Genomic DNA, 26,420 nt, shown 5'->3' with positions numbered 1-26,420 from the left:
GACAACGGCGCCCGCCATGGGCGCCGTTTTTCATGCCCGCGCCGCCAGCAGCGCCTCGAACTCGGCTCGCGGCAGCGGCTTGCTGAACAGATAACCCTGTCCCAAACGGCAGCCCTGCTGCAACAGAAAGTCCCGCTGCGATTCCAGCTCCACCCCCTCGGCCACCAACTCCAGGCCCAGGCTGCGGCCGATGGAAATGATGGCGCGGGTGATGGCGGCGTCGTCGCCGTCATGGTGCAAGTCCATGATGAAGGAGCGGTCTATCTTCAAGCCCTTGACCGGCAGCCGCTTCAAATAGGACAGCGAGGAATAGCCGGTGCCGAAATCGTCGATGGACAGATAGACGCCCAGCTCGCGCAGCCGCTGCAAGGCTTCCACCATGCCGCAGTCCTCGTCCATCGCCACGCTCTCGGTGATTTCCAGCTCCAGTTCGCCGCTATCCAGGCCATGCCGGCGCAGCGTGTGCGCCACCGTGTCGGCGAAGCTGCCGTACTTGAGCTGGCGGCCGGACACATTGACCGCGATCCGCCCCGGGGTCAGGCCCTGTCTCCGCCACAGCGCCCAGTCGCGGCAAGCGGTGTCCAGCACCCATTCGCCCATCGGCACCATCAGCGAGCCGTCCTCGGCGATGGGGATGAACTTGGCCGGCGCCATCAGGCCCAGCTCAGGATGACGCCAACGCAGCAAGGCCTCGGCCCCCACCACCCGCCGCGTGGCCAACTCCACCTTGGGCTGATACCACACCTCCAGCTCCTCTTGGGCCAAGGCGCGGTGCAGGCTGTACTCCAGCTTCAGCCTCTCCATCGCCCGCGCGTTCATGTCCGAGGTGTAGAACTGGAAATTGTTCTTGCCGCGCTCCTTGGCCTGGTACATCGCCGAGTCCGCGTTCACCAACAGGGCGTCCGCGCTGACCCCGTCCTCCGGATACATGCTGATGCCTATGCTGGCCGAGATGAACAGTTCGTGGCCGGTCAGGCCGGACTGCTCGGTGACGCCGTCCAGCAGTTGCTGCGCCAGCGCCGCCACCTGGGTGACCCGTTCCACCGTCGGCAGCAAGAGGATGAACTCGTCGCCGGACAGCCTGGCCACGGTGGAGTGCGGCGGCGCGTGCTGCAACAGCACCGAGGCGATGCGCACCAGCAATTCGTCGCCGGCGTGATGGCCCAGGGTGTCGTTGACCAGCTTGAAACGGTCCAGATCGACGAACAACAAGGCGAACTGGACCTGGGTCGGCGGCGCCCGCTCTATCGCCTCCTGCAAGCGCTCCAGAAACAGCGTCCGGTTCGGCAAGCCGGTCAGCGCGTCGTGATTGGCCAGAAAATGCAGCCGTTCTTCGGACTGCTTGCGCTGGGTGATGTCGGAGAACACCGCCACGTAATGCAGGCATTCGCCGTCCGCGTCGCGGATGGCGGTAATGCTCAGATGCTCGGTGTACAGCAAGCCGCCCTTGCGGCGGTTGACCACCTCGCCTTGCCAGACCCCGCTCTCTTTCAGGCTTTGCCACAGCTTCTGGTAGAAATCCGCCGGCTGTCGGCCGGACTTGAGCAAGGCGGGCGTGCGGCCCAGCGCCTCCTGGCTGCTGTAGCCGGTGATGCGGCTGAACGCCGGGTTCACCATCTGGATCACCCCGTTGCCGTCGGTGATCAGAATGCCTTCCAGCGTCGATTCGAACACCTTGTCCGCCAGCAACAAGCTGCGCCGCGAATGCAGCAGCGCGTCGTCGCGCTCGCGCAAGGCGGAGTGCAATTCCTGCAGAAACTCCTGCTCCACCATCTGGATGATGTCGCGAAAACCCAGCAGCTGCAGCAGAACGCCGTCGGCGTCGTACACCGCCAGATGACGGATCTTGTGCTGCAGGATCAACTGCCTGGCCTGCAGCAGGCTGCTGCCGTCGCGCACGCCCAACAGCGGCCAGGAGCAGGCTTCGGCCAAGGTCGCCGGCGCGCGCCCCTCGGCCAGCAGCCGCAATAGGTCGCGCAGAGTCAGGATGCCGTAGTCGCCGTTGTCGAAGCGCACCGCCAAGGCGGTGGCGCCCTGCAGCCGCATCAGGGCCAGCGCTTGCTCCGGCGAGTCCACCGCCCCCAGCTGGCACAAGGGCGCCGCGCGGTCCGCCACCACCCGCCGCACGCCCAGAAAGGATTCGCTGCCCTGACTCAATACGATATCGGTCAGCGACACCACGCCGCACGGCTTGCCGGCCTGTTCCACCAGCGCATGCCGGATGCCGCGCTCGCGGAATAGCGCCACCGCCTCGCTCACCGGCAGATCGTGCGGCAACACCACCAAGGGCGCGCTCATCGCGCCGCCCACCGGCCGCATGCCGGCCGCGCCGTCCAGCCGGTCTAGCGTCAGCGCGTCGGCCTCGGTCCAAATCCCCAGCGGCCGTCCCGCCTCATCCTGCACCACGATGGAGCCGCAGCCCGCCAGCAACATGCGCCGCGCCGCTTCCGCCAGCGGCGTATCCGCCGCGCACGCCAGGATGTCAGGGCTAGAGATTTCTTTTATACACTGTTTTAAGTAATACATTAACAATCCAAGCCGGGCTGTTCACGTAAAAATTCCAAATGGCATTATAACGATGCAAACCGCCGTCATGTAGTCAGATTGCAACAGCCCCGCCCCGCAGCGGCGTCGAGACCCGAGATCTCCGCTCCGCTCCCGTCCCGCCCTCCCGCAGCGCATTCCCTTTGCATTCAGTAAATCGTCAAATACTCATATACATGATCTAGGACAAAGCGCGAGACCGGGGAGCGCTGCTAGGCTGGCAACAGAATCGGCGAATTTAAATTCGCCAAGGAAATGACAAAGGTATTGCGCATCGCAGCAAAACCTCTAAGAGCCTGTTGACGATCCCTCAAGCCGGAGCGGGACCAGGCGTTGCGGCGGAGACAGCGGAATGCATGCTTAGCACATCGGCATTCCCAACGCAGCACTCACCGCGCAGCGGATCGTGAACGGCCTCTCGGACTGGCGGCATTGCGCATGACCTGCCCTACCACCCACACAGCGACACAAGCACCATGAGCCAACAACGCATCCACCTATCGGTTCAGGGCCGGGTTCAAGGCGTCGGCTTCCGTCCCTTCATCTGGCGCACGGCCAGCGAATGCGGCCTCACCGGCTTTGTCCGCAACAGCGGCGAAGGCGTGACGCTGGAACTGCAGGGCGAACCGCAGGCGCTGAGCGCCTTCCGGCAAGCGCTGCGAACCCGGCTGCCGCCGCTGGCGCACATCGACGCGCTGCAAGAACGCGACATCCCGCTGCGCGACGCCGAACAACGCTTTCAAATAGAAGAAAGCAGCGGCGCGGTCACCCACGCCCGGCTGCCGGCCGACGTGGCCACCTGTCCGCGCTGCGTGGAGGAGTTGTTCACCCCCGGCGACCGCCGCTACCGCTTTCCCTTCATCAACTGCACCGATTGCGGGCCGCGCTACACCGTCACCCACCGGCTGCCTTACGACCGCGCCAACACCAGCATGCTGGCCTTTCCGCTGTGCCCGGTCTGCCGCCAGGAATACCTGGACCCGAACAGCCGCCGCTTTCACGCCGAGCCCACCGCCTGCCCGGTGTGCGGCCCCAAGCTGCAACTGACCGACCGCTTCGGCCAAAGCCTGAACGGCGACCCCATCGTCGGCGCGGTGCAAATCCTCAATATGGGCCGCAGCATCGCAATGAAAGGCCTGGGCGGCTTCCATCTGGTCTGCGACGCGGCCAGCCCGGCGGCGGTGTCGCGGCTGCGCCAACTCAAGCATCGCCCCGGCAAGCCGCTGGCCATCATGGCCTTGAACGTGGAATCCATCCGCGCGCTCTGCCACGTCAGCGAGGAAGAAGCCGCCTGGCTGCAGCGCCCGGAACGCCCCATCGTGCTGTTGAACAAGAAGCCCGAAGCCGACCAGCTGCTGCCGGACATCGCCCCCGGCCTGTCCGCGCTGGGCGTGATGCTGCCCTACACCCCGCTGCAATGGCTGCTGTTCCACGAAGCGCTGGGCCGCCCGGGCGGCGCCAGCTGGCTGCGCCAGCCCTGCTCGCGGCTGTGGGTGATGAGCAGCGCCAATCTGTCCGGCGAGCCCATCGTCACCGGCAACCAGGAAGCGCGCGAACGGCTGAACCAGGTCGCCGACGTCTTCCTGCTGCACAACCGCGCCATCGTCACCCGTTGCGACGACAGCGTGGTGTCGCTGGAACGGCGGCGGCCGCTGTTGTTCCGCCGCGCGCGCGGCTTCGTGCCGGACCCGGTGCCGCTGGCGCTGGACGGCCCGCCGGTGCTGGCGCTGGGCGCCTATATGAAGGCCACCGCCACCGTGCTGCGCGGCAAGGACGCCTTCGTGTCGCAATACATCGGCGCGCTCAACCATCCGCTGACCTGCGAGGCGCTGCAGCAGGCGGCCGACCATCTGCTCGACCTCACCGGCGTCGCCCCGCAGGCGGTGGCCTGCGATCTGGAAACCGGCACCTACTCCAGCCTGTTGGCCGAACACCTGTCCAAGCAATGGGAGGTGCCGCTGATCCGGGTTCAGCACCATCACGCCCACCTGGGCGCGGTGCTGGCCGAACACGGCGTGACCGAGCCGGCGCTGGGCCTGGCGCTGGACGGCTACGGCCTGGGCCACAACAACGGCGCCTGGGGCGGTGAAATGATGCTGGTGGACGGCGACAGCTGCGAGCGCATCGGCCACATCTCGCCGCTGCCGCTGCCCGGCGTGGGACGCAGCCGGCTGCCGCCGTGGAAGCTGGCCGTGGCCTTGTGGCAAACCCTGGAACTGGGACCGCTGCCGCCGCGGCTGGCGGCCCAGCCCGGCGCCCAGCAATTGGAGAAGCAGCTCGCCATCCGCCGCGACTGCCAGGACAGCACCAGCCTGGGCCGCTGGTTCGGCGCCATCGCCGGCCTGACCCGCCAATGCGGGGTGGAAACCTTCGAAAGCGAAGCCGCGCAAAGACTGGAGGCTCAGGCCGGACCGGCCGAGCCGCTGGCCGGCGGCTGGCGCACCCGCGCCAATCTGCTGGACCTGACGCCGCTGGCGCGCCATCTTTGCGGGCTGGACGACGACCAGGCCATCGCCAGCCTGTGGCACGCCACGCTGGCCGCCGCGCTGGCGGACTGGGCGATCAAGGCGGCGCGCACCACCGGCACCCGCATCGTGGCGCTGGCCGGCGGCTGCTGCGGCAATCGCCAGTTGATGGCGCAACTGCTGCCGCTGCTGGAGCAGGCCGGCCTGCGTCCGCTGACCGCGGAGCAGCTGCCGCCCAACGACGGCGGTCTGAGCCTGGGCCAAGCCTGGGTGGCACGCCAGCGCCTGCTGCGCCGGAGCTGAAATGAAAACGGCGCGTCGCCAGAAAGCGACGCGCCGCGTGGATCGGCTCTTGTCGGCGGATCAGGACGACAGGCGCTCGCCCCACAGATCGTGCTCGCTGCAATCGACGATCTTCACCGAATAGAACTCGCCCGCGCGCATGCCGGCGGCGTCCTCGACGAACACCAGGCCGTCGATCTCCGGCGCGTCCGCGTAGCTGCGGCAAATCGCCGTGCCTTCGTCGTCGATCTCGTCCACCAGCACCTGCATGGTCTGGCCGACGCGGCGCTCCAGGCGACGGGCGCTGATCTCTTCCTGCACCGCCATGAAACGCTCTTTACGCGCCTCCTTCACCGCTTCCGGCACCGGGTTCGGCAAATCGTTGGCCGTGGCGCCTTCCACCGGCGAATAGGTGAAACAGCCTACGCGGTCCAGTTCCGCCTCGCGGATAAAGCTCAGCAATTCTTCGAAGTCTTCCTCGGTCTCGCCGGGGAAACCGACGATGAAGGTGGAGCGGATCACCAGTTCCGGACAGATCTCGCGCCATTTCTTGATGCGCGCCAACACATTGTCGCTATTGGCCGGACGCTTCATCAGCTTCAGCACCTTCTGGCTGGCGTGCTGGAACGGGATATCCAGATAGGGCAGGATCTTGCCGTCGCGCATCAGCGGAATCACCTCGTCCACATGCGGATACGGGTAGACGTAATGCAGACGCACCCAAATGCCGTGGCGGCCCAGTTCCTCGCACAGCTCGGTCATCCGGGTCTTCACCGGACGGCCGTTGTGGAAGCCCAGCTTGTACTTGGTGTCCACGCCGTAAGCCGAGGTGTCCTGCGAGATCACCAGGATTTCCTTGACCCCGGCCTTGGCCAGGTTCTCCGCTTCGCGCAGCACATCGTGAATCGGCCGGCTTTCCAGATCGCCGCGCATGGACGGGATGATGCAGAAGGTGCAGCGATGGTTGCAGCCTTCGGAAATCTTCAGATAGGCGTAATGCTTGGGCGTCAGCCGCACGCCGATGTCCGGCACCAGATCGACGAAGGGATCGTGAGGCTTGGGCAGATGCGCGTGCACCGCGCTCATCACCTCGTCGGTGGCGTGCGGGCCGGTCACGGCCAAGACCGACGGATGCGCGTCGCGCACCACATCGCCCTTGGCCCCCAGACAGCCGGTGACGATGACCTTGCCGTTCTCGTTCAGAGCTTCGCCGATCGCGTCCAGGGACTCGGCCACGGCGGAATCGATGAAGCCGCAGGTGTTGACCACCACCAGGTCGGCGCCGGCGTAACTGCCGGAAATATCGTAGCCTTCGGCGCGAAGGCGGGTCAGGATCTGCTCGGAGTCGCTGGAGGCTTTGGGACAGCCCAGCGACACGAAGCCGATGCTTGGAATCTTGTCTGCCATGATGATGGCCTTGCTGAAGAAAAACGCGAGAGTATACAACGATTTGACAGGCGATGCGCAGCGTTCGGAGGGGTTTGCGCCGCGGGCTCCCCAATTCGTTTTCACCCCGCCGACGCAGGGCCGGATGCGGACGCCGCCGAGCGACGCTCTCCTTTCAGACCTCACTTGATAGTAAAATCCGACGCCTCCATATAGGCCTGAGAGCCGGTTCAAAGTCTCGCGAGCTGGGGCGAGACAAGGCGACAACGGCTGTAAAGCGGAATATGGCAGTGATGCATGAGCATTTCGAAGCCGGTTTCAACGCCCTCGTCTAAAATCCCGCCGCCGCGCCGCAGACTTTGAACAGCTTCTGAGCCGTCAACCCCTCACACGATACCGATATGAAAACTCTCGTTTCACGCATGGAGTCCCTGATTTTCGCCAGCCGCTGGCTGCAGGCTCCGCTCTATCTTGGCCTCATCGTCGCCCAGGGGGTGTACGTCTATAAGTTTCTGCTAGAACTGATCCACTTGGTCGCCGACGCCTCCAGCATGACGGAAACCCAGATCATGCTGATCGTGCTGGGCCTGATCGACGTGGTGATGATCGCCAATCTGCTGATCATGGTGGTGGTGGGCGGCTACGAAACCTTCGTCTCCAAGATCGACAGTCTGAACAGCCACGAGGACCGGCCGGAATGGCTGTCCCATGTCAACGCCGGCGTGCTGAAGACCAAGCTGTCGCTGGCGCTGATCAGCATCTCCTCCATCCATCTGCTGAAAACCTTCATCAGCGCGTCCAATCTGGGCAGCCCCGGCAATCCGCTCACCGAGCAGGGCGTGATGTGGCAGGTGGTGATCCATTGCACCTTCCTGCTGTCCGCGCTGGTGATGGCCTGGACCGACAAGCTGATGCAAAGCAAGCACTGAGCGCAGGCGCCCGCAGAGGCCTTGGCTAAGGCATGCGCTCGGCGCAATAGAAAGCGCCGGGCACCGGACACCCCGCCTCCTCCCGCAACATCATGTCCCGGCGCTCCCGCAACGCCAACCCGCACGCCGCCAGCAGCCCCTCCACCCAGTCCGGATCGTGCAGATAGCGCCCGCAGGGCTGCAGCCGGTGACCGCCCGGCAGAGCCCGCGGCGCGCGCTCTATGCTGAACAGCAGCAAGCCGCCCGGTTTGAGCGCGCGCGCCATCCAGTTCAGGGCCGGCTCCAGATCGCCAAAATAGCTGAGGGTGTCCAGGCAGCAGATCAGATCGACCGGCAATGGAGCCGTCGCCAGGAATTCGATGATGTCGCCCTGGGTCAAGACGTCGTACACGCCCTTGTCCGCGGCGCGCGCCAGCATTTCGCCGCTGAGATCCACCCCCTGCAAGCGGCGCGCATACGGCCGCAAGACCCCGCCGGCCAGGCCGGTGCCGCAGCCCAGATCCAGCGCGTCCAGAGCGGCCGGCGGCGGCGCCAATCGTTCCAGACATTGCGCCAGCCACTGCGGCCCCTGGTAATGCAGGTTGGTCAGGGTGGCGTCAAACGCCTCGGCGTTGGCGTCGAAAGTCCGCCGGATGAATTCCGGGCTGCACTGCGGCGGCGGCTCCGCGCCGCCGCAGGCGGCCAACAGATGCAAGGCCACCGGATCGTCCGGCGCTTGCGCCAGCCAGTCATGCAACAAGGCCAGGGCCGCGTCGCGCTGATCCAGCTCGCAATGCGCCTCGATGCGCGCGATCGGCCCATGCGCGGCCGGCTGGGCCACGATGCCCAACGCATTGTGGCGCCGCGCCTCGGCATGGCGCTCCTGTCGCAAACACAGGCCGGCCAGCAGGAAGTGCGCGTCGGCGCAGCCGGCGTCCGCGCTCAGCGCTTGCCGGCACGCCTGTTCCGCGGCGGCGAAATCGCCGTCCTGCTCGCAGGCGGCGGCCAGATTGGTCCAATACATGGGCTGGCCGCCGTCCAGCGCCGCGGCCGCGGCGAAAGCTCGCCGCGCGTCGCCCGAACGGCCCTGCCGCGCCTGAGCCATGCCCAGGCTGAAATGCCAGTCCGCATGGCCCGCCTCCGCGGCGATCGCCTCGCTCAGCCAGACTTCGGCCTCGGCCGGGCGCTGCGTCTGCAGCAAGAGGAAAGCCAGAAAGGATTTGGCCGCGGCGCACGCGGGCCAATCGCGCAGGCAGGCGCGATAAGCCCGCTCCGCCTCGGCCCAGTCGCCGTCCAGATGGCTGCGCTGCGCCGCGCGCAGGCAGGCGCTCAGCGCTTCGGCGGACATGGCGCGGCGCCTTGCCGGCCCGGCCGGCTAGAGTCGTCAATGGGAAACGGGGAAAATCGAAACACGGCGGACGCCGTGCAAGAGTAGCGGGCGCCGCTAACGGCGCCCGGCATCCAACATGCGGGAATCGGCATGGCAAGCCCTCCGGGGGCAAGCGGCGGATGGAAACGGACAGGCGGCCGTTCCAGCCGGCCGCCTGCGCCTTAGAGTCTGTTTGCGATCTGCTGCGCTGCGCGCGATACGACGTTGAAAACGCCTTGTCTCGCTGGCTCGCGAGATCGTACACGCGCTCTTTAGGACGGGTCCTTGTCGTCCTCGCCCTGCTTGTAAGCCGGGAAGGCGAAACCGCCGAACAGTTGCTTGGTCTGTTCCTGCATCCGATTCTGCATGTCCAGGAACATGCTGGTGCTCTGTTCCATGTAGTTGGCCATCATGTTCTGCACCGCCGGCCCCTGAAATTTCATGAACTCGCCCCACAGATTGGCGTTCAACATGGTGTTGTCGCCGTAAATCGCGCGGGTTTGTTCCTGCATTTTCTGCTGCAGCTGGGCGAACAGTTGCAGATTGTTCTCCAGGAAGGGCCCCATCATGCCCTGCATGGCCTGGCCGTAGGAGCGGATGAACTGGGTCAGCACCTCGTAGCTGAACATCGGCATGCCGCCGTTCTCCTCCTCCAGGATGATCTGCAACAGCACACTGCGGGTGATGTCCTCTTGGCTCTTGGCGTCGACGACTTGAATGTCCACATTATCAAGCACCAATTGCTTCACATCCCCCAAGGTGATGTAGGAACTGGTGGCGGTATCGTACAGCCGGCGGTTCGGGTACTTTTTGATGACCCGCTTTTCAACACTCATGTAACGCTCCCGGTTTATTTTGGTACGGTGTGCCGTGTGCCGGCAATTTATCATAAATACAACACGCTAGAGTAAATCTTCAGTCAGTGCTCCCAATTTTGCTGCAATGCATGATACATTTACTCGTCATTGTGCAGTGCAAAATTTTTGATTCAGACTATCTCCTTTTAAGGTCTCACCCCACAGCGGAGGAATACATTATGTCCATCAGCAATGAGCAACTGAACAAGCTGTCCCTGAACGGTCTGGAAACCATTTTCCGCTTTTCGCAAATCACTCTGGATAGCGCCGAGCGCCTGGTCAAGCTGAACTTGGAAATCTCCAAGCAGTCGCTGGAAGAAAACGTCAAAATCGCCAAGCAGCTGAGCGGCGTGACCGACCCGCAAGAAGCGGTTAGCCACCTGAACAAGCTGGCCACCCAGAACATCGACACCGCTCTGGCCAATTCCCGCAATCTGTACGACATCGTTTCCTCCGCTCAAAGCGAACTGACCAAGCTGGCCGAAGAAAACCTGGGCAGCTTCAACAAGTCGCTGATCGGCGCGATCGAGTCCGCAGCCAAAAACGCTCCGGCCGGCTCCGACGCCGCGCTGAACGCGGTGAAAAGCTCGGTAGCCGCCGCAGCCGCCGCGGTCAACACCTTCAGCAAAGCCGCCCAGCAAGTGGTGGAGTTCACCGACAGCAGCGTCAAGGCCGCCACCAGCGCCACCGCCGACGCGGTGAAGACCGCCAGCAAGCGCGCGCCCACCGCTTAAGTCCAGTTTCAGGCTAAAGCGCAACCCCGTCCAGCCGACGGGGTTTTTCTTTGCCTTGCGCCTGAGGATGGCATGTGAGCGGCGACAGGTTTACAATCTCCGCCTTAAGCACGTTTCAGGAAACCAATAGGTTCAGCGCATGAAAATCAGCAGCAATTTTGACGCCGGCAGCATCGAGATCGTCTCCGCCGACAACTACGAAGACATCCAACTGCGCATCCGCCGCGACAATGCGGCCGATTTCGCCCAGTGGTTCTACTTCCGCGTGCAAGGCGCCGCTTATCAGCACTGCACCTTCAATTTCCTGAACGCCGGCGAAAGCGCCTATCCGGACGGCTGGGTCGACTACCAGGCGGTGGCCTCCTACGACCGCATCAACTGGTTCCGCGTGCCCACCCACTACGAAAACGGCGTGATGACGATAGATCACGTGCCGCTGTCCGGCAGCATCTACTACGCCTATTTCGAACCCTATTCCTACGACCAGCATCTGAACCTGATCGGTCAGGCGCAGGGCTCCGGCCTGTGCCAGGTCAGCGACCTGGGCTTTACCGTGCAGCAGCGCGACATCAATCTGCTGACCATAGGCCACGAGGTGGAATCGGATCTCAAGATCTGGATCATCGCCCGTCAGCATCCGGGCGAAACCATGGCCGAATGGTTCATCGAAGGCCTGCTCAACCGCCTGCTGGACCCGCAGGATCCCACCAGCCGCGCGCTGCTGGACCGCGCCACTTTCTACGTGGTGCCCAATATGAACCCGGACGGCTCGGTGCTGGGCAATCTGCGCACCAACGCCGCCGGCGCCAACCTGAACCGCGAATGGGCGGCCCCCAGCGCGGAGACCAGCCCGGAAGTGCTGGCGGTGCGCAACAAGATGCAGGAAACCGGCGTGGACCTGTTCCTGGACATCCACGGCGACGAGAACATTCCTTATGTGTTCCTGGCCGGCACCGAAGGCGTGCCATCGTGGAACGAGCGCCTGGAAACCCTGGCCGATCAGTTCCGCCACCACCTGCTGCTGGCCAGCCCGGACTACCAGACCGAGCACGGCTACCCGCGCAACGCGCCGGGCAAGGCCAATATGACCATCGCCACCAACTGGGTATGCGAACACTTCGGCTGTCTCGCCTTCACGCTGGAGATGCCGTTCAAGGACAACGCCAATCTGCCGGACGACGACTTCGGCTGGAGCGGCCAGCGCAGCCTGCGCCTGGGCGAGGCGGCCTTGTCGCCCATCTATGCGATAGCGCAGAACCTGCGCGCCTGAGAATCACCAGGCCGAAACCAAAAAAGCCACGGAGAACCGTGGCTTTTTTCATTTCCATTGCCGCTTAAACGTGATCCAGCAATTGCAGCGGATGATCGATGGCGATGTCGGCGCCCCACTCCGCCGGCCGGTCGCTGTCGGCGATGTAACCCCAATTGGCCAACACCGTCTTCATGCCCACGCTGCGGCCGGCGGCGATGTCGCGCTCGGCGTCGCCCACGTACAGGCAATGCTCAGGCGCGATGCCGATCCGCTCGGCGGCGAAGCGCATCGGCCGCGGATCCGGTTTGGGCACGCCCACGGTGTCGCCGCTGACCGTCACCGCCGGCGCCGCGATGAAAGGCAGCGAAGGCACCAGACGGTCGGTGAAGCGCATCGGCTTATTGGTGATGATGCCCCACAGCAAGCCCTTGTCCATCAAGCCCTGGATCAGGCCGTTGACGCCGTCGAACAGGACGGTCTCGTCGGCGAAGCTGTGCTCGTAGTGATCCAGAAAGCGCAAGCGATATTCCTCGAAACGCGGGTGCTCGCGGTCGATGCCGAAGCCCAGGCTGACCAGCCCGCGCGCGCCGTGGCTGGCGATGGGACGCACCGCCGCGTACGGCTGCGGCGGCAGGCCTTCCTCGGCCAGCAGGCGGTTGAGCGCGGCGCCCAGATCGCGCGCGGTGTCGGCCAAGGTGCCGTCCAGATCGAATAGAACTGCCTTGATCATGATTCGCTTCAAAGAAGGAGCGCGGCGTCAGGCTGCCGACCACAAGCAGCCCGCCGGCCCGGTTCAACGTATGGTCTTGCCCAGGAACAGCTTGTAGGCCGGGTTCTGGGTTTCCTCGACATAGGGATAGCCCAGATTGTCGAGGAAGCGCTGGAACTCCGCGTCGTCGCTGGCCGGCACCTGTATGCCCACCAGCACGCGGCCGTAATCGGCGCCGTGATTGCGATAATGGAACAGGCTGATGTTCCAGTCCACGCTCATCGCCTCCAGGAAACGCATCAGCGCGCCCGGGCGGTCCGGAAACTCGAAGCGCAGCACTCGCTCGTCCTTGAGCTGCGGCGCGTGACCGCCCACCAGATGACGGATGTGCAGCTTGGCCAATTCGTTGTCGGTCAGATCGATGCTGTCCAGCTCATGCGCGTTCAGGCTGGAGAGTATGTTCTCCAGGTCCTGTTTGCCGCTGATCTGCACGCCGACGAAGACATGGGCGGTGCCGGGATCGGCGAAGCGGTAATTGAATTCGGTGATGTTGCGGCCGCCTATCACGGTACAGAAGCGCTTGAAGCTGCCCGGCTTTTCCGGAATGGTCACCGCGATGACGGCCTCGCGCCGCTCGCCCAGTTCGGAACGCTCGGACACATGGCGCAGGCGGTCGAAATTCATATTGGCGCCGCAGGAGATCGCCACCAGGGTCTGGTCCACGCAGCCTTCGCGCTCCACGTAAGCCTTGGCGCCGGCCACCGCCAAGGCGCCCGCCGGCTCCACGATGGAGCGGGTGTCTTCGAAGATGTCCTTGATCGCCGCGCAGATGGCGTCGGTGTCCACCAGGATGATCTCGTCCAGCAGCTCGCGGCAAATGCGGAAAGTCTCCTCGCCCACCAGCTTGACCGCCACCCCGTCGGCGAACAGGCCCACGTCCTTCAACTCCACGCGCTCGCCCTTGGCGATGGATTGGCGCATGGCGTCGGAATCCACCGGCTGCACGCCTATCACCTTGATCTCCGGCTTGAGCCGCTTGATGAAGCTGGAGATGCCGGCGGCCAGGCCGCCGCCGCCGATGGCGACGAAGACGGCGTTCAAGCCGTCCGGGTGCTGGCGCAGAATCTCCATGCCTATGGTGCCCTGGCCGGCGATCACGTCCGGGTCGTCGAACGGCGGAATATAAGTCATGCCGTTTTGCGCGGCCAATTCAGTCGCGTGGTGGAAGGCTTCGTTGAAGGAATCGCCATGCAGCACCACCTGGCCGCCGTATTGCTTGACCGCGTCTATCTTGATCTGCGGCGTGGTCACCGGCATCACGATGGTGGCCGCGCAGCCCAGCCGGCTGGCGGACAAGGCCACGCCCTGCGCGTGGTTGCCGGCGCTGGCGGTGATCACGCCGCGCGCGCGCTGTTCCGCGCTGAGCTTGGCCATCTTGTTGTAAGCGCCGCGCAGCTTGAAGGAGAACACCGGCTGCAGATCCTCGCGCTTGAGCAGAATCGTGTTGCGATAGCGGCGCGACAGATTGGGCGCCAGCTCCAGCGGCGTTTCGATGGCGACGTCGTAAACCCGCGACGTCAGGATGCGTTCCAGATAGTCTTGCTTCTCTTGCATGGCAAAGCCTTTGTCCCGATCATTATTTTGCTTGAACTGCCAGAGTAGCAGGAACTCCAAGCAGACGGGAAGCCTTGATAATATTGGATTGTTGCATTGCGGTATCGCAACGGCTCCGTCCGCCCCGCCCGCAGAAAATCCCCACTTCGCGGCAACCGGACGGCAATCCGCGTGTATAATCAACGGCTACTATTTGGACCTCAACCCCCAGCGTTGCCCATAGGAACAATGAAAACATTCACCAGCATTCTCACGGCAGCGGCGATCGCGCTGCCGTCCGTCTCTTTCGCCTCCGCCGCCTTTCTGCCGCCCGCGCCCGAAATCGCCGGCAAGGCTTATTACCTGACCGACTTCAACAGCGGGCAAGTGCTGGCCGAGCGCGACCCGGACTCCCGCGTGGAGCCGGCCTCGCTGACCAAGCTGATGACCGCCTACCTCACCTTCAAGGCGCTGAAGGAAAAACGGCTGACTCTGGAACAGACGCTGACGGTGTCGCAAAAGGGCTGGAAAACCGAAGGCTCGCGCATGTTCCTGGATCCCAAGGTGCCGGCCAAGGTCGACGACCTGATCAAGGGCATGATCGTGCAATCCGGCAACGACGCCTGCGTGACGCTGGCTGAAGCCATCGCCGGCAGCGAGGAAGTCTTCGCCCAGGTGATGACCCAGCAGGCACAGAAACTGGGCATGAAGAACACCCAGTTCCGCAACGCCACCGGCCTGCCCAATCCCGAGCACTACACCACCGTGCACGATCTGGGCATCCTGGCCGGCGCGCTGATCCGCGACTTCCCGGAGTTCTACCCGATCTACTCGATCAAGTCCTTCACCTACAACAACATCAAGCAGCCCAACCGCAACCTGCTGCTCTACCGCGACCCCAACGTCGACGGCATGAAGACCGGCTACACCGACAGCGCCGGCTACAATATGATCACCACCAGCCACCGCGACGGCCGTCGCGTGATTTCGGTGGTGGTGGGCACCGCCAGCCCGGAGGCGCGCGCGGTGGAAAGCTCCAAGCTGCTCAACTACGGCTTGCAGTTTTACGATACGCCCAAACTGTATAGCGGCGCCAAGCCGGTGTCCGAGCTGCCCATCTACAAGGGCGCGGCCAAAACCGTGTCCGTCGGCTTCGCCAGCGACGTCTACGCCACCGTGGCCAAGGGCCAGGCCGCCAAGCTCAAGGCCGATCTGACCACCATGCAGCCCTTGATCGCCCCGGTCAAAGCCGGCCAGGTGGTGGGCAAGCTGGTGGTGTCGCTGGACGGCAAGCCGCTGTTCGAGCGCCCGGTGGTGGCCTTGAAGGCGGTGGAAGAAGGCGGCTTCTTCAGCCGGCTGTGGGACAGCATCAAGCTGATGCTGGGCTGGAAATAAACGGCGTCCGCCGTTAATCGCTGCGCCGGGCATCGCCCGGACGCCGCGGCTGTATTATGATGTGACGTTTTAGTAATAAAGACGACCGTAAAATGTATTGGCGCGGGCGGCCCGGTTTGCAGTACAACTGGCTGCTGCGCCTTTGCCCGTTTCGGGTTCGGCGTCTTTAGAACCTGTTTACGATCTGCTGCGCTTCGGCGATACCGCGTTGAAAACCGCTTCGAAATGCTCATGTACCGTGTGTACACTCCGCTTTCTCAACTGTTTTCGCCTTGTCTCGCTCTTGCTCACGCAATCGTAAACACGTTCTTAGCGGATTTGATTGCATATGTCTGAAAAACAGGAACTCATGGAATTCCCCTGTCGCTTCCCCATCAAGGTGATGGGCGAGCGTCACGAGGATTTCGTCCTCACCATCACCGAGGTCGTCCGCGTCAACGCGCCCGACCTGGCCGACCACGACGTGACGCTGCGCGAAAGCGCCAACGGCCGCTTTTACGCGCTGACCGTCACCGTCACCGCCACCTCGCGTCAACAGCTGGACAATATCTATCTGTCGCTGACCGGCCATCCGATGGTGAAAATGGTGCTTTAAGCACCTGGAGATTGCCGTGTCGCGCATCGTCAAACATCTGGGCCGGGTGGATTACGAACCAACCTGGCGCGCCATGCAGGCGTTCACCGACGCCCGCAACGCCGATACCCCCGATGAACTGTGGGTGGTCGAACATCCGCCCGTCTACACCCAGGGCCTGGCCGGCAAGCCGGAGCACCTGCTGCACGCCACCGCCATTCCAGTGGTGAAAACCGACCGCGGCGGCCAGATCACCTATCACGGGCCGGGCCAGTTGGTGGTTTATCTGCTGGTGGATTTCAAGCGCATGGGCATAGGCGTGCGCGAGCTGGTGCGCCGCATCGAACAGGCGGTGATAGACACGCTGGCGGAGCTGGGCATACACGGCAACGGCGATGTGGACGCGCCCGGCGTTTACGTGGCCGGCGCCAAGATCGCCTCGCTGGGCCTGCGCATCAAAAACCATGCGGTCTACCATGGCCTCAGCTTCAATGTGGACATGGACCTGGCGCCTTTCGATTCCATCAATCCTTGCGGTTACGCCAACCTCAAGGTGACCGACCTGAAACAACTGGGAGTGGAGCTGAGCCTTGCCGCCGCCGCCGATACGCTGCTGCCGCATCTGGAGCGCCTCCTGAACAGCACCAAGGAACTGACATGAAGCCGGAAAACCAGGCTGGGGTCAAACACAAGGGCGCGGCCAAAACCGCCCGCATCCCCATCAAGATCGTCCCGCTGGACGAAAAACTGAAAAAACCGGAATGGATCCGCGCCAAGCTGCCCAACGGCCAGCGCTTCCACGAGATCAAGCAGATTCTGCGCGAACAAAAGCTGCACACGGTGTGCGAGGAAGCCACCTGCCCGAACATCGGCGAATGTTTCAGCAAAGGCACCGCCACCTTCATGATCATGGGCGATATCTGCACCCGCCGCTGCCCGTTCTGCGACGTGGGCCACGGCCGCCCCAATCCGCTGGATCCGGACGAACCGCGCCACCTGGCGGAGAGCGTGGCCGCGATGAAGCTGAAGTACGTGGTGGTGACTTCGGTGGACCGCGACGATCTGCGCGACGGCGGCGCCCAGCACTTCGCCGACTGCATCAACTCGGTGCGTGAAATGTCGCCCAACACCCAGATCGAAACTCTGGTGCCGGACTTCCGCGGCCGCCTGGACGTGGCCGTCGACATTCTGAGCCAGACCCCGCCGGACGTGATGAACCACAATCTGGAAACCGTGCCGCGGCTGTACAAGCAGGCGCGTCCGGGTTCGGATTACGCGCACTCGCTGCAATTGCTGAAGGACTACAAGGCCAAGAACCCCGACGTCCGCACCAAGTCCGGCCTGATGGTGGGCCTGGGCGAGACCGACGAAGAGATTCTGGAAGTGATGCGCGATCTGCGCGCCCACAATGTGGACATGCTGACCATAGGCCAGTATCTGCAACCGTCCGACGGCCACCTGCCGGTACTGCGCTATGTGCACCCGGACGTATTCAAGATGTTCGAGAAAAAAGCCTATGAAATGGGCTTCGTCCATGCCGCCGTGGGCGCGATGGTGCGCTCCAGCTACCACGCCGACGTGCAGGCGCACGAGGCCGGTGTGTGAGTAACCTTTTAATGCGGCTAAACAACGCTGACGTGCGCTGAACGTCAAACTAAAAAAATGCCTGATCAAATTCATGATCAGGCATTTTTTATGACTTCTCCAGCACATCAACCGGGGAAGGCTCCCAGATATTGCTGCCCCGTTCGAACTATCCGCAACGCCTATGGCGCCCCGCCAAAATGGAGACGCGCTAAAGCCACCACCGCTAAAACCTGCTTCAACGATCCACCAAGGAACCGACGCTGACAGCCGGCTCTGCCACATATTCATAACCCTGCTTGCGTCTCAGCACATTGCGCGCCCGCTCCAAGTCCATATCCCGCTCCCAGCGCGCCACCACCACCGCGGCCACGCAATTGCCGATTAAATTGGTCAACGCCCGAGCAATGCCCATGAACCAGTCCACCGACAACACCAACACCAGCCCGATCACCGGAATGGCGGGTATTGCCGACAGAGTCGCCGACAGAATCACCAAGGCAGAGCCAGGAATTCCATGCGCGCCCTTGGAGGTCACCAACGACACCGCGAGAATGGTCAACAAATCGTAATTGGACAGCGGCGTATTGGTGGCATGGGCGATAAACACCGCCGCCAGGGTAAGATAAATGGAAAAACCATCGAGATTGAACGAATAACCGGTGGGAATCACCAGGCCCACGGTGGCATTGCCGATGCCCAGATGTTCAAGCTTTTGCATGACTTGCGGCAACACCGCGTCGGACGAGGCCGTCCCCACCACGATCGATAACTCGTCTTTCAGATAGCGTAAAAATGCTACGATGTTAAGACCCGCCAATTGCAAAATAGTCCCCAGCACCACCAGAACAAACAAAGCGCAAGTGAGATAAAACATCAGCACCAGACCACCCAACTGCTGCAAGGACGATACCCCGTAACTGGCGGTGGTAAAGGCAATGGAGCCGAACACTCCCAGCGGCGCCAATTGCACCACCAGACCGATCAGCTTGAAAAACACATGGCCCGCCTCATGCACCAGCCGAATCACTCCGCCAGCGGAATCGCGCACTAGATTCAAGGCGCAACCAAACAATAAGGCAAACACCAACACCTGCAAGATATCGCCCGAGGCCAACGCGCCAAACACCGTGCCAGGAATCAAGTTCATGAAAAACGACCAGGTGCTGCCATGCTGCAAAGCCTGGGCTCTATCGGTGTAGGCGGCCATCGCTTGGGTATCCAAGGAGCCGACATCCACGTTCATCCCCAGACCGATGCTGCTATGCAGAGCCAACAGCAAGCCCAAAGCCAGAGCCAGAGTCGTGACCAGCTCAAAATACACAATGGCCTTCAAACCCACCCGGCCCACTTTTTTCAAGTCACCGGCACCGGTAATCCCGCTCACCACCACACAGAATACAATCGGCGCGATCAGCATCTTGATCAGCTTGATAAAACCATCTCCCAACGGTTTCAACTGTAGAGCCTGTTCCGGCCACAACAAGCCGGCGCAGATGCCGAGGACAAGTCCGATCATGACTCGTACAAACAACGACTTCTTAGTCAAACGCAGCATGGCTTCCCTTTCTCCTAATGAGGAGGTATGGCGAGAAGCCGCCCAGACAAGTCATCCAGGCCAAGACGGTTGACGCGGCGGCCTTCCGGAAACGGCTTCCAACATCCAACTGGCTTAGGTACCACCCTCCCCTTGTTGTGACCAGACGACAGACGTGCCACGAACCGGAATCCCCAAGCGTTCGCAAGCATGAATGATGTGCTGTTGCATGGCGGCGCTGGCCGCCGCGCTGTCATGCGCCTTGATGGCCCGCAAAATGGCCTCTTTCTCAATCAACGCCGCCTGTAACTCCTGCGGTCGCGCCAGCATGATGGCGCGGGCGTGACCAATGGCCTCGCTGGCCTGCTCCATCGACTGCTTGAACACTGGGTTGCGGCTAAATCCCACCAACTGCCGGTGGAACAAAATATCCGCCTCCACCACCGCAGCCATTTCGCCCGCAGCCAGCGCCTCACGCATATCCAGCAGCGTTAGCCGCAACTGCATCAGTTCTTCGGAAGTTATCGACTGCGCGACCAAGCCCACCACGAATGGCTCCAGCGCCAAGCGCAGTTGAAACACGTCCTCCGGACGCACCGTCGGCTGCGCCAACGGCTCACCCTGGGGATCGGTGCTAAGCACAAACACCCCCTTGCCGGGATGGGAGCGGACAAAGCCCAAGGCCTCAAGCACCGAAATCGCCTCGCGCAGCGGCGGGCGGCTGATGCCAAACTGCTCTGCCAGATCGCGCTGCGACGGCAGCATCTCTCCAGGCAACCAGACGCCGCGCTTGATGGCATCAAGAATATTGCGGGCGGCGACATCGCCCAGTTTGGAAGAAGTGAACATGGCGGCCAGGCGATCAAAAACATGATTAGTCATAAACGGCAAACTACACTGGTCTAACTGGTATTACCAGTAAGACCAATATTTTACCCGCTATCAAGTCGCGCCTCCGTCGCCCAAAACCGCCTCCGGCCAAGCCAGTTGCGGCATAGCTGCCGGTGACATTTCCGCAACGCACCGGGCGACCGAACTCAGCATCGCCGAAGTTCTGGCGGGCCGCCGGCAATCGACTGGCCTGTGCAGCTTGTTGCCAAGCCTGCGCTCAGATGTCGATATGCTCGTCATTCGCCACCACGGCGCTAATGATAAAGCTCGAAACCCGCTTAGATGCGCTCACGCGTGAAGGAACCACCCTAGCCGACCTCGATAGAACGATGAAAACGGCCAAACCAAAGGGAGTACCGGAGCGCCCTTTTCATTGCCATATCATTGGTACAGGCTCGCTGCAACAACGGATCGTCTATACCACGACATGCGCCCGCCATAGCGTCCGCGCACGTTTCATCCCGCAAACCGCGCGGTCGCGTCAGCGCCCGCCTGCCGATGGAGCAGCGCCATGCCCGCCAGCCCCCTTCTTCGCCTGCTGCCTTTGCTGCCGCTGCTGGCCGCCTGCGCCAACGCTCCGGACACGCCATTCGCCGATTTCGACAACGCCGCCCGCAGCGTCACGCAAAGCTCCGCCGGTACTTTTGCGCGCATCCAGCAGAATGCGCGACTCAACGCGGTGCTTACCGCGCCCAACGCCCCGCTGCGCACGGACACCTTCCGCCCGCAAGCCGGCAACGGCGCCAGCTACGACCTCGGCCCCGCCCTGGCCCAGCTTCAGGCGACGCTGGACGCGCTGGAAAAATACGCCCGAACTCTGCGCAGCCTGGCTGGAGACCGGGAGGCCGAGGCCCGGGTCGACGCCGCCGCCCAGGACTTGGCCGACAGCGTTCAGGATCTCAAACTGCGCGGCGGCGACGAGGCCGCCGCCAAGATTCTGGCCACCGCGGCCGATGCGCTGGGCCGCCAGCTCACCACCGCGCAACGCAAGAACGCGCTGCGCGACACCATGGCCACCGCCCAGCCCGGACTGGACCGGCTGGCCGTCAGCAGCCACCGCGTCTTGAGCGCGCTGCCCGGCTATCTGAGCGTGCTCAGGGACAGCCTGCTGCGTCACGCCAATTTCAGCCGACCGCCCTACGGCAGCTGGGAGCGCTACCAGTTCGACCTCGCTATCTCCGACCGGCTACGCGAATTCGAGCAGATCGAGGCCGCGCTGCAAGCCAGCGACAAAGCGATTCAGGGCTTTCCCGACACCAACCGCCAGTTGCTGCAAAGCTTGGACGCGCCCCAGTCCAAGCTGCAAGCGCTGCGCGACTTCGCCGCCGAAGCCAGGCGACTGCGCAATTTTTATCGCGACCTGCCCGCCAAATAAAGGAGGCAGCATATGGACAGCCACCGAGTCACCGAGCTTGTCAGCGGCCTGGCATCCCGCATCAACAATCTGGCCGTCGCCAGCCTGGGCGCGGACAGCCGCGCCTTGCTGGCGCAACAGGATGAATTGGCCAACCAGACCCTGGCGCTGATCGCGCGGGATCTGAACGCCGACACCAACGACTTCCGCAACGCGATCGCCGCGCTGCAAGCGGCGACCGAGGCGGCCGATCACGCCGGGCGGCAGCTGCAACGCGTGGGCGACACCATCAAGCTGACCGCCAAAGCCATCGGCGCGGTGGCCAAGCTGCTGGCCTGAACGGCCGACGACGGGCGGCTACTCCCGCGCCGGGCGCGGCCGCGCGCGTCCGTCCGCCAGGCTGAACGCCAGCATCAGGCCGGCGCTGGTCAGCAAGCTGAAATAAATCGGCGTATTGGCGTCCAGACCGTCCCGCAGCATGAAGAACACCGCCGCGCCCAAACCGCCCATCATGGCGCCCACCGCGCCGGCGGTCGTCGCCCGCGGCCAGCAGATCGCCGCCAACAACGGCACCAGCATGCTGCCCACCAGCAGGTTGTAGGCCAGGGTCAGCGCCTGGATCACGTCATTCACCCGCATCGCCAGCAGCAGGACCAAGGCCCCGGCCAGCAAGGTGGCCGCCCGGTTGCGGCGTAAACCGGCGCGCCCTCCCGGCAACAAGTCCTCCGTCAAGGTGGTCGACGCGGCCAGCAAGGCGGCGCTGGCGGTGGACATCATCGCCGCCAGCGCCGCCGCGATCACCAAGCCGCGCACGCCGTCCGGCAACACCCCTTTGACGACGGCGGCAAAAGCGTTGTTAGGGTTCTCCAGCTCCGGCAGCAATACCCGCGCCGCCATGCCGATCAGCGCACAGACCAAACCGTACAACAGGCAATACAGGCCGGCGGCGCTGCCGGCATAGCGCGCCACCTTGTCGTCGCGCGCGGTGAACACCCGCTGCCATACATCCTGACCGATGAGGATGCCGAAGAAATAGATCAGGAAATACGTCAGCACCGTGCCCCAGCCCAGGCCCTCGAAGCTGAACGCGGACGCCGGCAGCCGGACGGCCAGCTGCTCCCAACCGCCCACCCGCCACAGACAGATGGGCAGCAGCACCAGCATCAGGCCAACCGTCTTGATGACGAATTGCACGATGTCGGTCAAGGTCAGTGACCACATGCCGCCTATCGCCGAGTAAATCACCACCACGCCGCCGCCGATGACGACGGCCAGCCAGAACGGCAGCTCGAACAGCACCTGCATCACCGTGCCTATCGCCAACACCGAAGTCACGCAGATCATCAGCGCGTACGACAACATCACCAGCGCGCTGGCCTTGCGCGCCAGCGGATGATAGCGGCGCTCCAGCACCTGGGTGACCGTGAAAACCCGCAAACGCAGCAACGGCTTGGCCAGAAACAGATTGAGCACCACGATGCCGCTGCCCAGCGCCGCGCACAACCAAAAGCCGGAAATGCCGTAAACATAGCCCAGCCGGACCGTGCCCACGGTGGAGGCGCCGCCCAGCACTGTCGCCGCCATGGTGCCCATATACATCATCGGCCCCAGATTGCGCCCCGCCACCAGGTACTGCTCCCGGTCGCTGGCCCGCCGCATGCCCAGCCAACCCAGCCACAACATGGCGCCGATATAGGCGGCCACCGTCAATAGATCCAGACTCATCTCGTTCTCCTCTTGTTCTCGGGACCGCGGCGCATTCTCCGGCGCTCTCGGGCATGGAATCAGCGCGGCTTAGCGCGCCGGTGCGGGCAGGACGCACAGCATTTCGAACAGCAGATTGGCGCCCAGCAAAGCGGTGTTGCCGCTGGCGTCATACGGCGGTGACACCTCGACCAGATCGCCGCCCACCAGATCCAGGCCCCGGCAGCCGCGCACGATTTCCAAGGCCTGCGCCGAACTCAGGCCGCCCACTTCCGGCGTGCCGGTGCCGGGCGCGAACGCCGGGTCGATACCGTCGATGTCGAAACTCAGATACGCCGGCGCCGCTCCCAGCTGCGCGCGCACCTCGGCCATCAACGGCGCCAGCGAGCGATGCCAGCATTGCTCCGCCGTCTCCACCCGAAAACTGCGCTGGCGCGACCAGTCGAAATCCGCCGCCCCGTAGCCGCTGCCGCGCAGACCGATCTGGACCACCCGCCCCTCGGCCAGCAGCCCCTCCTCCCAGGCGCGGCGGAAGGTGGTGCCGTGCGCGATCTTCTCGCCGAACATCTCGTCGTTGACATCGGCGTGAGCGTCCACATGCACCAAGCCCAGCGGGCCATGCTTGCGAGCCAGCGCGCGCAGCGCCGGCAAGGTGACGGTGTGGTCCCCGCCCATGCCCAGCAAACGCACCGGGTGCCTCAGCGCCAGATCGTAGGCGGCCTCGATCCGCGCCACGCTGTCCGCCAGGTTATAGGGATTGGTGGCGACATCGCCGAGGTCCGCCACTTGCAGCCGTTCGAACGGCGCCGCGCCGCTGCCCAGGTTGTAGGGGCGCAGCAGCGCCGACTGGCTGCGGATTTCACGCGGGCCAAAGCGGGTGCCGCTGCGGTTTGAGGTGCCGATATCCAGCGGCAGGCCGATGAAGGCGGCGTCCAGGCCGGCGGCACTGTCGCGCAGAGGCAGGCGCATCATGCTGGCGACGCCGCCGAAACGCGGCATCGCATTGCCGCTCAGCGGTTGGTTGAGCAAAGGGGCGGACATAAGACCTCCTGCGTCTTGATGGATGGGATCACGCAGTCTATGCGGCCGCCTCTCCGGCTAACATCACCAAACGCCACAGTTTACATGGATGAAAATGAATGTATTAATCAGCGGGTGCCCACTCATTGCGCCGCCGGCGCGGAGGCCCATGCTCAATACCTTAAGCAATATGGATTTGCGGCTGATCCGCGTGTTTCAGGCAGTGGTCGAGGCTGGCGGCGTCTCCGCCGCGCAGGGCACACTGAACATCAGTCAGTCCACCATCAGCAATCAGCTGGCGGCGCTGGAAACCCGGCTGGGCTATAGGCTGTGCGAGCGCGGCCGCGGCGGCTTCGCGCTGACCGCCAAGGGCGAGCGCCTGCTGGCCGCCAGCCGGCAGTTGTCCGAATCGATGGAATTGTTCTGTCGGGAAGCCCGCCAACTGGACCGGCAGTTGGTCGGGCAATTGCGCATCGGCGTGATCGGCCATACCGCCCTGGGCGCCAATGCGCGGCTGTCGGCGGCGATCCGGCGCTTTCGCGCGCGGCCGCAAGCGGTGGAGTTGATTCTGTCCATGTTGCCGCCGGGCGGCCTGGAGGAAGCGCTGCTGTCGGGCGGGATTCATCTGGGCATCGGCTATTGCTGGCATCGCGCGCCCCAACTGGAGTACCGGCTGCTATTCGTCGAACGGCAGCTGGCCTACTGCGGCCGCGACCATCCGCTGTTCCCGCAGGCCGGCGCGCTTGGCCCCGCCGAGCTGGCCGCCCACGACTGGGCCTGGCGTAGCTATCCGCTGCCGGATACCGGGCTGCCGGTGGCGGATTGGCGCATCAACGCCCGCGCCGACAATATGGAGGCGATCGCCGCCCTGATTCTGTCCGGCCGTCATCTGGGCTTTTTGCCGGAACACTATGCCGCGCCGCTGGCGGAGCGGGACTTGCTGCGAGCGCTGGACCCGGCGCGCTGGCGCTACCTGGCCGAATTCCAACTGGTCACCCGCAAACGCGGCCATCCCAATCCGACGCTGCAGGCCTTCGTCGACGACCTCGTCGCCGCCCACGGCGAGCCGCTTGCCGAGCGCCGGACATGAAAAATGCCGCCCCTGTTGCCAGGGGCGGCATTCCAAACTGTTCGCAGCTTTACGTCTAGCCCGTAACGCTTAGAACTTGTGTACGACGTTCAGACCGAAGGCCTTGATCTTGTCGGTGTTAACACCGTTGCTGACCATAGCCTTGGCGTTGCCGTCCATCTTGATTTCGCCGTACTGAGCGCCAACCACGGTGCGCTTGGACAGGCTGTAATCAACGCCCAGCAGGTACTGTTTGTAGCCGCTATCGTTTTGCTTCACGCCGTCAATCTTCACGTCTTTGGACTGAGCGTAGGTGAACTTGGGCATGAAGGCGCCGATCTGGTAGCCAGCGGTCAGCGCGTATTCTTGCGATTCGTACTTGCGACCATCGGTAGCAGCCTCGGAATTGGACAGGAAGTAACCCGGGGTAACAGTAGCGTCGCCCTTGTCGTTACGGTAGCCCAGCGCCACGAAGATGTTGTTGGCGTTGTAGCCGGCTTCGATGCGGTGCTTGTTGTTGGCCTTGCTGCTAGCGTTCAGACCAACGGTAACCGGGCTTTCGTGGATGTACTGGTACTTACCGAAGAAGCCGCTGTTCTCGTAGGACAGACCCAGGTTGTAGGTCTCGCGGTCTTTGTTAGCAGCAGCGTTGCTCTTGTCTTCCTTGGTGCCGTACAGGAAGGCGGCTTGGAAGCCGGCGAATTCCGGGGTGTCGAAACGCACGGCGTTCTTAACATAGCCGTCGCCGCGGGTGAAGGCGTTCAGTTGCAGCGCGTTGCTGCTGCTTTCCCACGGGTTAACTTGAGCCATGTCGGACTCGCCGTAGTTGGCCAGGTGACCCAGACGGAAAGTACCGAAGTTGGAGGACAGACCCACGAAGGATTCGCGGCTGCCGAAGGTGCCGCTGCTTTCGCCGGTGCGGCTCTGGCCGTCGATGCCGAAGCCGGTTTCAACTTGCCAGATGGCTTTCAGGCCATTGCCCAGATCTTCATTGCCTTTGAAACCGATACGGGAACCCAGGTCGTCGATATTGGTTTGCTTGTTGGAGGCGTTATCAACGTACTCAACACCACCTTTGATGGTACCGAACACGGTTACGTCGGCGAAAGCGGCTGCCGGCAGAGTGGCAACCATCAGAGCGATCAGACTTTTTTTCATGATGTGGCTATCCTTCTTGTTTACTTAGGAAGTGA

22 protein-coding genes are annotated in these 26,420 nt (G+C 63.4%); 11 read left to right on the top strand and 11 right to left on the bottom strand.

Annotated features, from left to right (window positions below; translation table 11 throughout):
* Positions 1-30: 30 nt before the first annotated feature.
* Entirely contained in the window at positions 31-2,526 is a 2,496-nt protein-coding gene (locus ACODRW_RS07845; RefSeq protein ID WP_488905465.1) for an EAL domain-containing protein, read from the bottom strand.
* Between the two features lie 494 nt (positions 2,527-3,020).
* Here ACODRW_RS07845 and hypF point away from each other — a divergent pair, with 494 nt between their 5' ends.
* On the top strand, positions 3,021-5,312 hold the full coding sequence (gene hypF / locus ACODRW_RS07840; protein WP_107798635.1) for a carbamoyltransferase HypF: 2,292 nt from the start codon (positions 3,021-3,023) through the stop codon (positions 5,310-5,312).
* Positions 5,313-5,372: 60 nt separating this feature from the next.
* Here hypF and rimO read toward each other — a convergent pair whose 3' ends face one another.
* Positions 5,373-6,698 (bottom strand): 30S ribosomal protein S12 methylthiotransferase RimO, encoded by a 1,326-nt coding sequence (gene rimO / locus ACODRW_RS07835; protein WP_107801704.1) that lies wholly within the window; start codon positions 6,696-6,698, stop codon positions 5,373-5,375.
* A 380-nt stretch (positions 6,699-7,078) separates the two neighbouring features.
* Between rimO and ACODRW_RS07830 the strand changes: the two genes are divergently transcribed.
* Positions 7,079-7,606: a TIGR00645 family protein gene (locus ACODRW_RS07830; RefSeq protein ID WP_107798634.1), complete on the top strand. Its 528-nt coding sequence runs from the start codon at positions 7,079-7,081 to the stop codon at positions 7,604-7,606.
* A 25-nt stretch (positions 7,607-7,631) separates the two neighbouring features.
* Here the strand turns inward: ACODRW_RS07830 and ACODRW_RS07825 are convergent, their stop codons facing one another.
* On the bottom strand, positions 7,632-8,933 hold the full coding sequence (locus ACODRW_RS07825) for a tetratricopeptide repeat protein (RefSeq protein ID WP_488905464.1): 1,302 nt from the start codon (positions 8,931-8,933) through the stop codon (positions 7,632-7,634).
* A gap of 293 nt (positions 8,934-9,226) precedes the next feature.
* The gene (gene phaR, locus ACODRW_RS07820) at positions 9,227-9,790 is read right to left on the bottom strand and encodes a polyhydroxyalkanoate synthesis repressor PhaR (protein ID WP_107798632.1); all 564 of its coding nucleotides are present in this window, start codon (positions 9,788-9,790) and stop codon (positions 9,227-9,229) included.
* Between the two features lie 200 nt (positions 9,791-9,990).
* On the opposite strand from phaR, the gene ACODRW_RS07815 reads away from it, so the two are divergent.
* Positions 9,991-10,545: a phasin family protein gene (locus ACODRW_RS07815; protein WP_019101299.1), complete on the top strand. Its 555-nt coding sequence runs from the start codon at positions 9,991-9,993 to the stop codon at positions 10,543-10,545.
* Between the two features lie 139 nt (positions 10,546-10,684).
* Positions 10,685-11,815: a M14 family metallopeptidase gene (locus ACODRW_RS07810; RefSeq protein ID WP_235087429.1), complete on the top strand. Its 1,131-nt coding sequence runs from the start codon at positions 10,685-10,687 to the stop codon at positions 11,813-11,815.
* Between the two features lie 64 nt (positions 11,816-11,879).
* Here the strand turns inward: ACODRW_RS07810 and ACODRW_RS07805 are convergent, their stop codons facing one another.
* Positions 11,880-12,527 (bottom strand): HAD family hydrolase, encoded by a 648-nt coding sequence (locus ACODRW_RS07805; RefSeq protein ID WP_107798630.1) that lies wholly within the window; start codon positions 12,525-12,527, stop codon positions 11,880-11,882.
* Positions 12,528-12,590: 63 nt separating this feature from the next.
* Positions 12,591-14,120 (bottom strand): threonine ammonia-lyase, biosynthetic, encoded by a 1,530-nt coding sequence (gene ilvA / locus ACODRW_RS07800; RefSeq protein WP_227104302.1) that lies wholly within the window; start codon positions 14,118-14,120, stop codon positions 12,591-12,593.
* 228 nt (positions 14,121-14,348) lie between these two features.
* Here ilvA and ACODRW_RS07795 point away from each other — a divergent pair, with 228 nt between their 5' ends.
* From ACODRW_RS07795 to lipA, 4 genes are all read left to right on the top strand, one after another.
* Complete coding sequence (locus tag ACODRW_RS07795) at positions 14,349-15,494, top strand: D-alanyl-D-alanine carboxypeptidase family protein (protein ID WP_107798629.1); 1,146 nt, start codon at positions 14,349-14,351, stop codon at positions 15,492-15,494.
* 349 nt (positions 15,495-15,843) lie between these two features.
* A complete protein-coding gene (locus ACODRW_RS07790) occupies positions 15,844-16,089 on the top strand; it encodes a YbeD family protein (protein ID WP_370445189.1) in 246 nt (81 codons plus the stop codon).
* A 16-nt stretch (positions 16,090-16,105) separates the two neighbouring features.
* Entirely contained in the window at positions 16,106-16,729 is a 624-nt protein-coding gene (gene lipB / locus ACODRW_RS07785; protein WP_107798627.1) for a lipoyl(octanoyl) transferase LipB, read from the top strand.
* Positions 16,726-17,673, top strand: a complete 948-nt coding sequence (gene lipA / locus ACODRW_RS07780; RefSeq protein WP_166452149.1) for a lipoyl synthase — start codon at positions 16,726-16,728, stop codon at positions 17,671-17,673. The genes lipB and lipA overlap by 4 nt, the downstream gene beginning before the upstream one ends.
* 217 nt (positions 17,674-17,890) lie before the next feature.
* Here lipA and dctA read toward each other — a convergent pair whose 3' ends face one another.
* Positions 17,891-19,210: a C4-dicarboxylate transporter DctA gene (dctA, locus tag ACODRW_RS07775; RefSeq protein ID WP_486635600.1), complete on the bottom strand. Its 1,320-nt coding sequence runs from the start codon at positions 19,208-19,210 to the stop codon at positions 17,891-17,893.
* Positions 19,211-19,324: 114 nt separating this feature from the next.
* Positions 19,325-20,071 carry a FadR/GntR family transcriptional regulator gene (locus tag ACODRW_RS07770; protein ID WP_488905463.1) on the bottom strand — a complete coding sequence of 249 codons (747 nt, stop codon included), beginning with the start codon at positions 20,069-20,071 and terminating at the stop codon, positions 19,325-19,327.
* 520 nt (positions 20,072-20,591) lie between these two features.
* Here ACODRW_RS07770 and ACODRW_RS07765 point away from each other — a divergent pair.
* On the top strand, positions 20,592-21,455 hold the full coding sequence (locus ACODRW_RS07765) for a hypothetical protein (RefSeq protein WP_488905462.1): 864 nt from the start codon (positions 20,592-20,594) through the stop codon (positions 21,453-21,455).
* A gap of 12 nt (positions 21,456-21,467) precedes the next feature.
* Positions 21,468-21,773, top strand: a complete 306-nt coding sequence (locus tag ACODRW_RS07760; RefSeq protein ID WP_488905461.1) for a hypothetical protein — start codon at positions 21,468-21,470, stop codon at positions 21,771-21,773.
* An 18-nt stretch (positions 21,774-21,791) separates the two neighbouring features.
* On the opposite strand, the gene ACODRW_RS07755 is transcribed toward ACODRW_RS07760, so the two are convergent.
* On the bottom strand, positions 21,792-23,159 hold the full coding sequence (locus ACODRW_RS07755; RefSeq protein ID WP_488905460.1) for a sodium:solute symporter family protein: 1,368 nt from the start codon (positions 23,157-23,159) through the stop codon (positions 21,792-21,794).
* Positions 23,160-23,228: 69 nt separating this feature from the next.
* Positions 23,229-24,179, bottom strand: coding sequence for an agmatinase (gene speB, locus ACODRW_RS07750; protein ID WP_488905459.1), 951 nt, complete (start codon positions 24,177-24,179; stop codon positions 23,229-23,231).
* A gap of 148 nt (positions 24,180-24,327) precedes the next feature.
* On the opposite strand from speB, the gene ACODRW_RS07745 reads away from it, so the two are divergent.
* Positions 24,328-25,248 (top strand): LysR family transcriptional regulator, encoded by a 921-nt coding sequence (locus ACODRW_RS07745; RefSeq protein WP_488905458.1) that lies wholly within the window; start codon positions 24,328-24,330, stop codon positions 25,246-25,248.
* A 69-nt stretch (positions 25,249-25,317) separates the two neighbouring features.
* Here ACODRW_RS07745 and ACODRW_RS07740 read toward each other — a convergent pair whose 3' ends face one another.
* The gene (locus tag ACODRW_RS07740) at positions 25,318-26,385 is read right to left on the bottom strand and encodes a porin (RefSeq protein ID WP_118266751.1); all 1,068 of its coding nucleotides are present in this window, start codon (positions 26,383-26,385) and stop codon (positions 25,318-25,320) included.
* Between the last annotated feature and the right edge of the window lie 35 nt (positions 26,386-26,420).

This window comes from Chromobacterium sp. FG89 (genome assembly GCF_057808735.1).
Note: the sequence above shows the minus strand (reverse complement) of the source record. Positions and strands in the feature narration are given on the sequence as shown.

Coding starts and splice junctions, on each gene's coding strand:
- ACODRW_RS07790 (WP_370445189.1), top strand. CDS start 15,844: ATGGAATTCCCCTGTCGCTTCCCCATCAAGGTGATGGGCGAGCGTCAC.
- ACODRW_RS07765 (WP_488905462.1), top strand. CDS start 20,592: ATGCCCGCCAGCCCCCTTCTTCGCCTGCTGCCTTTGCTGCCGCTGCTG.
- ilvA (WP_227104302.1), bottom strand. CDS start 14,120: ATGCAAGAGAAGCAAGACTATCTGGAACGCATCCTGACGTCGCGGGTT.
- ACODRW_RS07815 (WP_019101299.1), top strand. CDS start 9,991: ATGTCCATCAGCAATGAGCAACTGAACAAGCTGTCCCTGAACGGTCTG.
- ACODRW_RS07805 (WP_107798630.1), bottom strand. CDS start 12,527: ATGATCAAGGCAGTTCTATTCGATCTGGACGGCACCTTGGCCGACACC.
- ACODRW_RS07795 (WP_107798629.1), top strand. CDS start 14,349: ATGAAAACATTCACCAGCATTCTCACGGCAGCGGCGATCGCGCTGCCG.
- dctA (WP_486635600.1), bottom strand. CDS start 19,210: ATGCTGCGTTTGACTAAGAAGTCGTTGTTTGTACGAGTCATGATCGGA.
- ACODRW_RS07755 (WP_488905460.1), bottom strand. CDS start 23,159: ATGAGTCTGGATCTATTGACGGTGGCCGCCTATATCGGCGCCATGTTG.
- ACODRW_RS07845 (WP_488905465.1), bottom strand. CDS start 2,526: ATGTATTACTTAAAACAGTGTATAAAAGAAATCTCTAGCCCTGACATC.
- ACODRW_RS07825 (WP_488905464.1), bottom strand. CDS start 8,933: ATGTCCGCCGAAGCGCTGAGCGCCTGCCTGCGCGCGGCGCAGCGCAGC.
- ACODRW_RS07760 (WP_488905461.1), top strand. CDS start 21,468: ATGGACAGCCACCGAGTCACCGAGCTTGTCAGCGGCCTGGCATCCCGC.
- lipA (WP_166452149.1), top strand. CDS start 16,726: ATGAAGCCGGAAAACCAGGCTGGGGTCAAACACAAGGGCGCGGCCAAA.
- ACODRW_RS07830 (WP_107798634.1), top strand. CDS start 7,079: ATGAAAACTCTCGTTTCACGCATGGAGTCCCTGATTTTCGCCAGCCGC.
- ACODRW_RS07740 (WP_118266751.1), bottom strand. CDS start 26,385: ATGAAAAAAAGTCTGATCGCTCTGATGGTTGCCACTCTGCCGGCAGCC.
- rimO (WP_107801704.1), bottom strand. CDS start 6,698: ATGGCAGACAAGATTCCAAGCATCGGCTTCGTGTCGCTGGGCTGTCCC.
- ACODRW_RS07810 (WP_235087429.1), top strand. CDS start 10,685: ATGAAAATCAGCAGCAATTTTGACGCCGGCAGCATCGAGATCGTCTCC.
- hypF (WP_107798635.1), top strand. CDS start 3,021: ATGAGCCAACAACGCATCCACCTATCGGTTCAGGGCCGGGTTCAAGGC.
- ACODRW_RS07745 (WP_488905458.1), top strand. CDS start 24,328: ATGCTCAATACCTTAAGCAATATGGATTTGCGGCTGATCCGCGTGTTT.
- speB (WP_488905459.1), bottom strand. CDS start 24,179: ATGTCCGCCCCTTTGCTCAACCAACCGCTGAGCGGCAATGCGATGCCG.
- phaR (WP_107798632.1), bottom strand. CDS start 9,790: ATGAGTGTTGAAAAGCGGGTCATCAAAAAGTACCCGAACCGCCGGCTG.
- ACODRW_RS07770 (WP_488905463.1), bottom strand. CDS start 20,071: ATGACTAATCATGTTTTTGATCGCCTGGCCGCCATGTTCACTTCTTCC.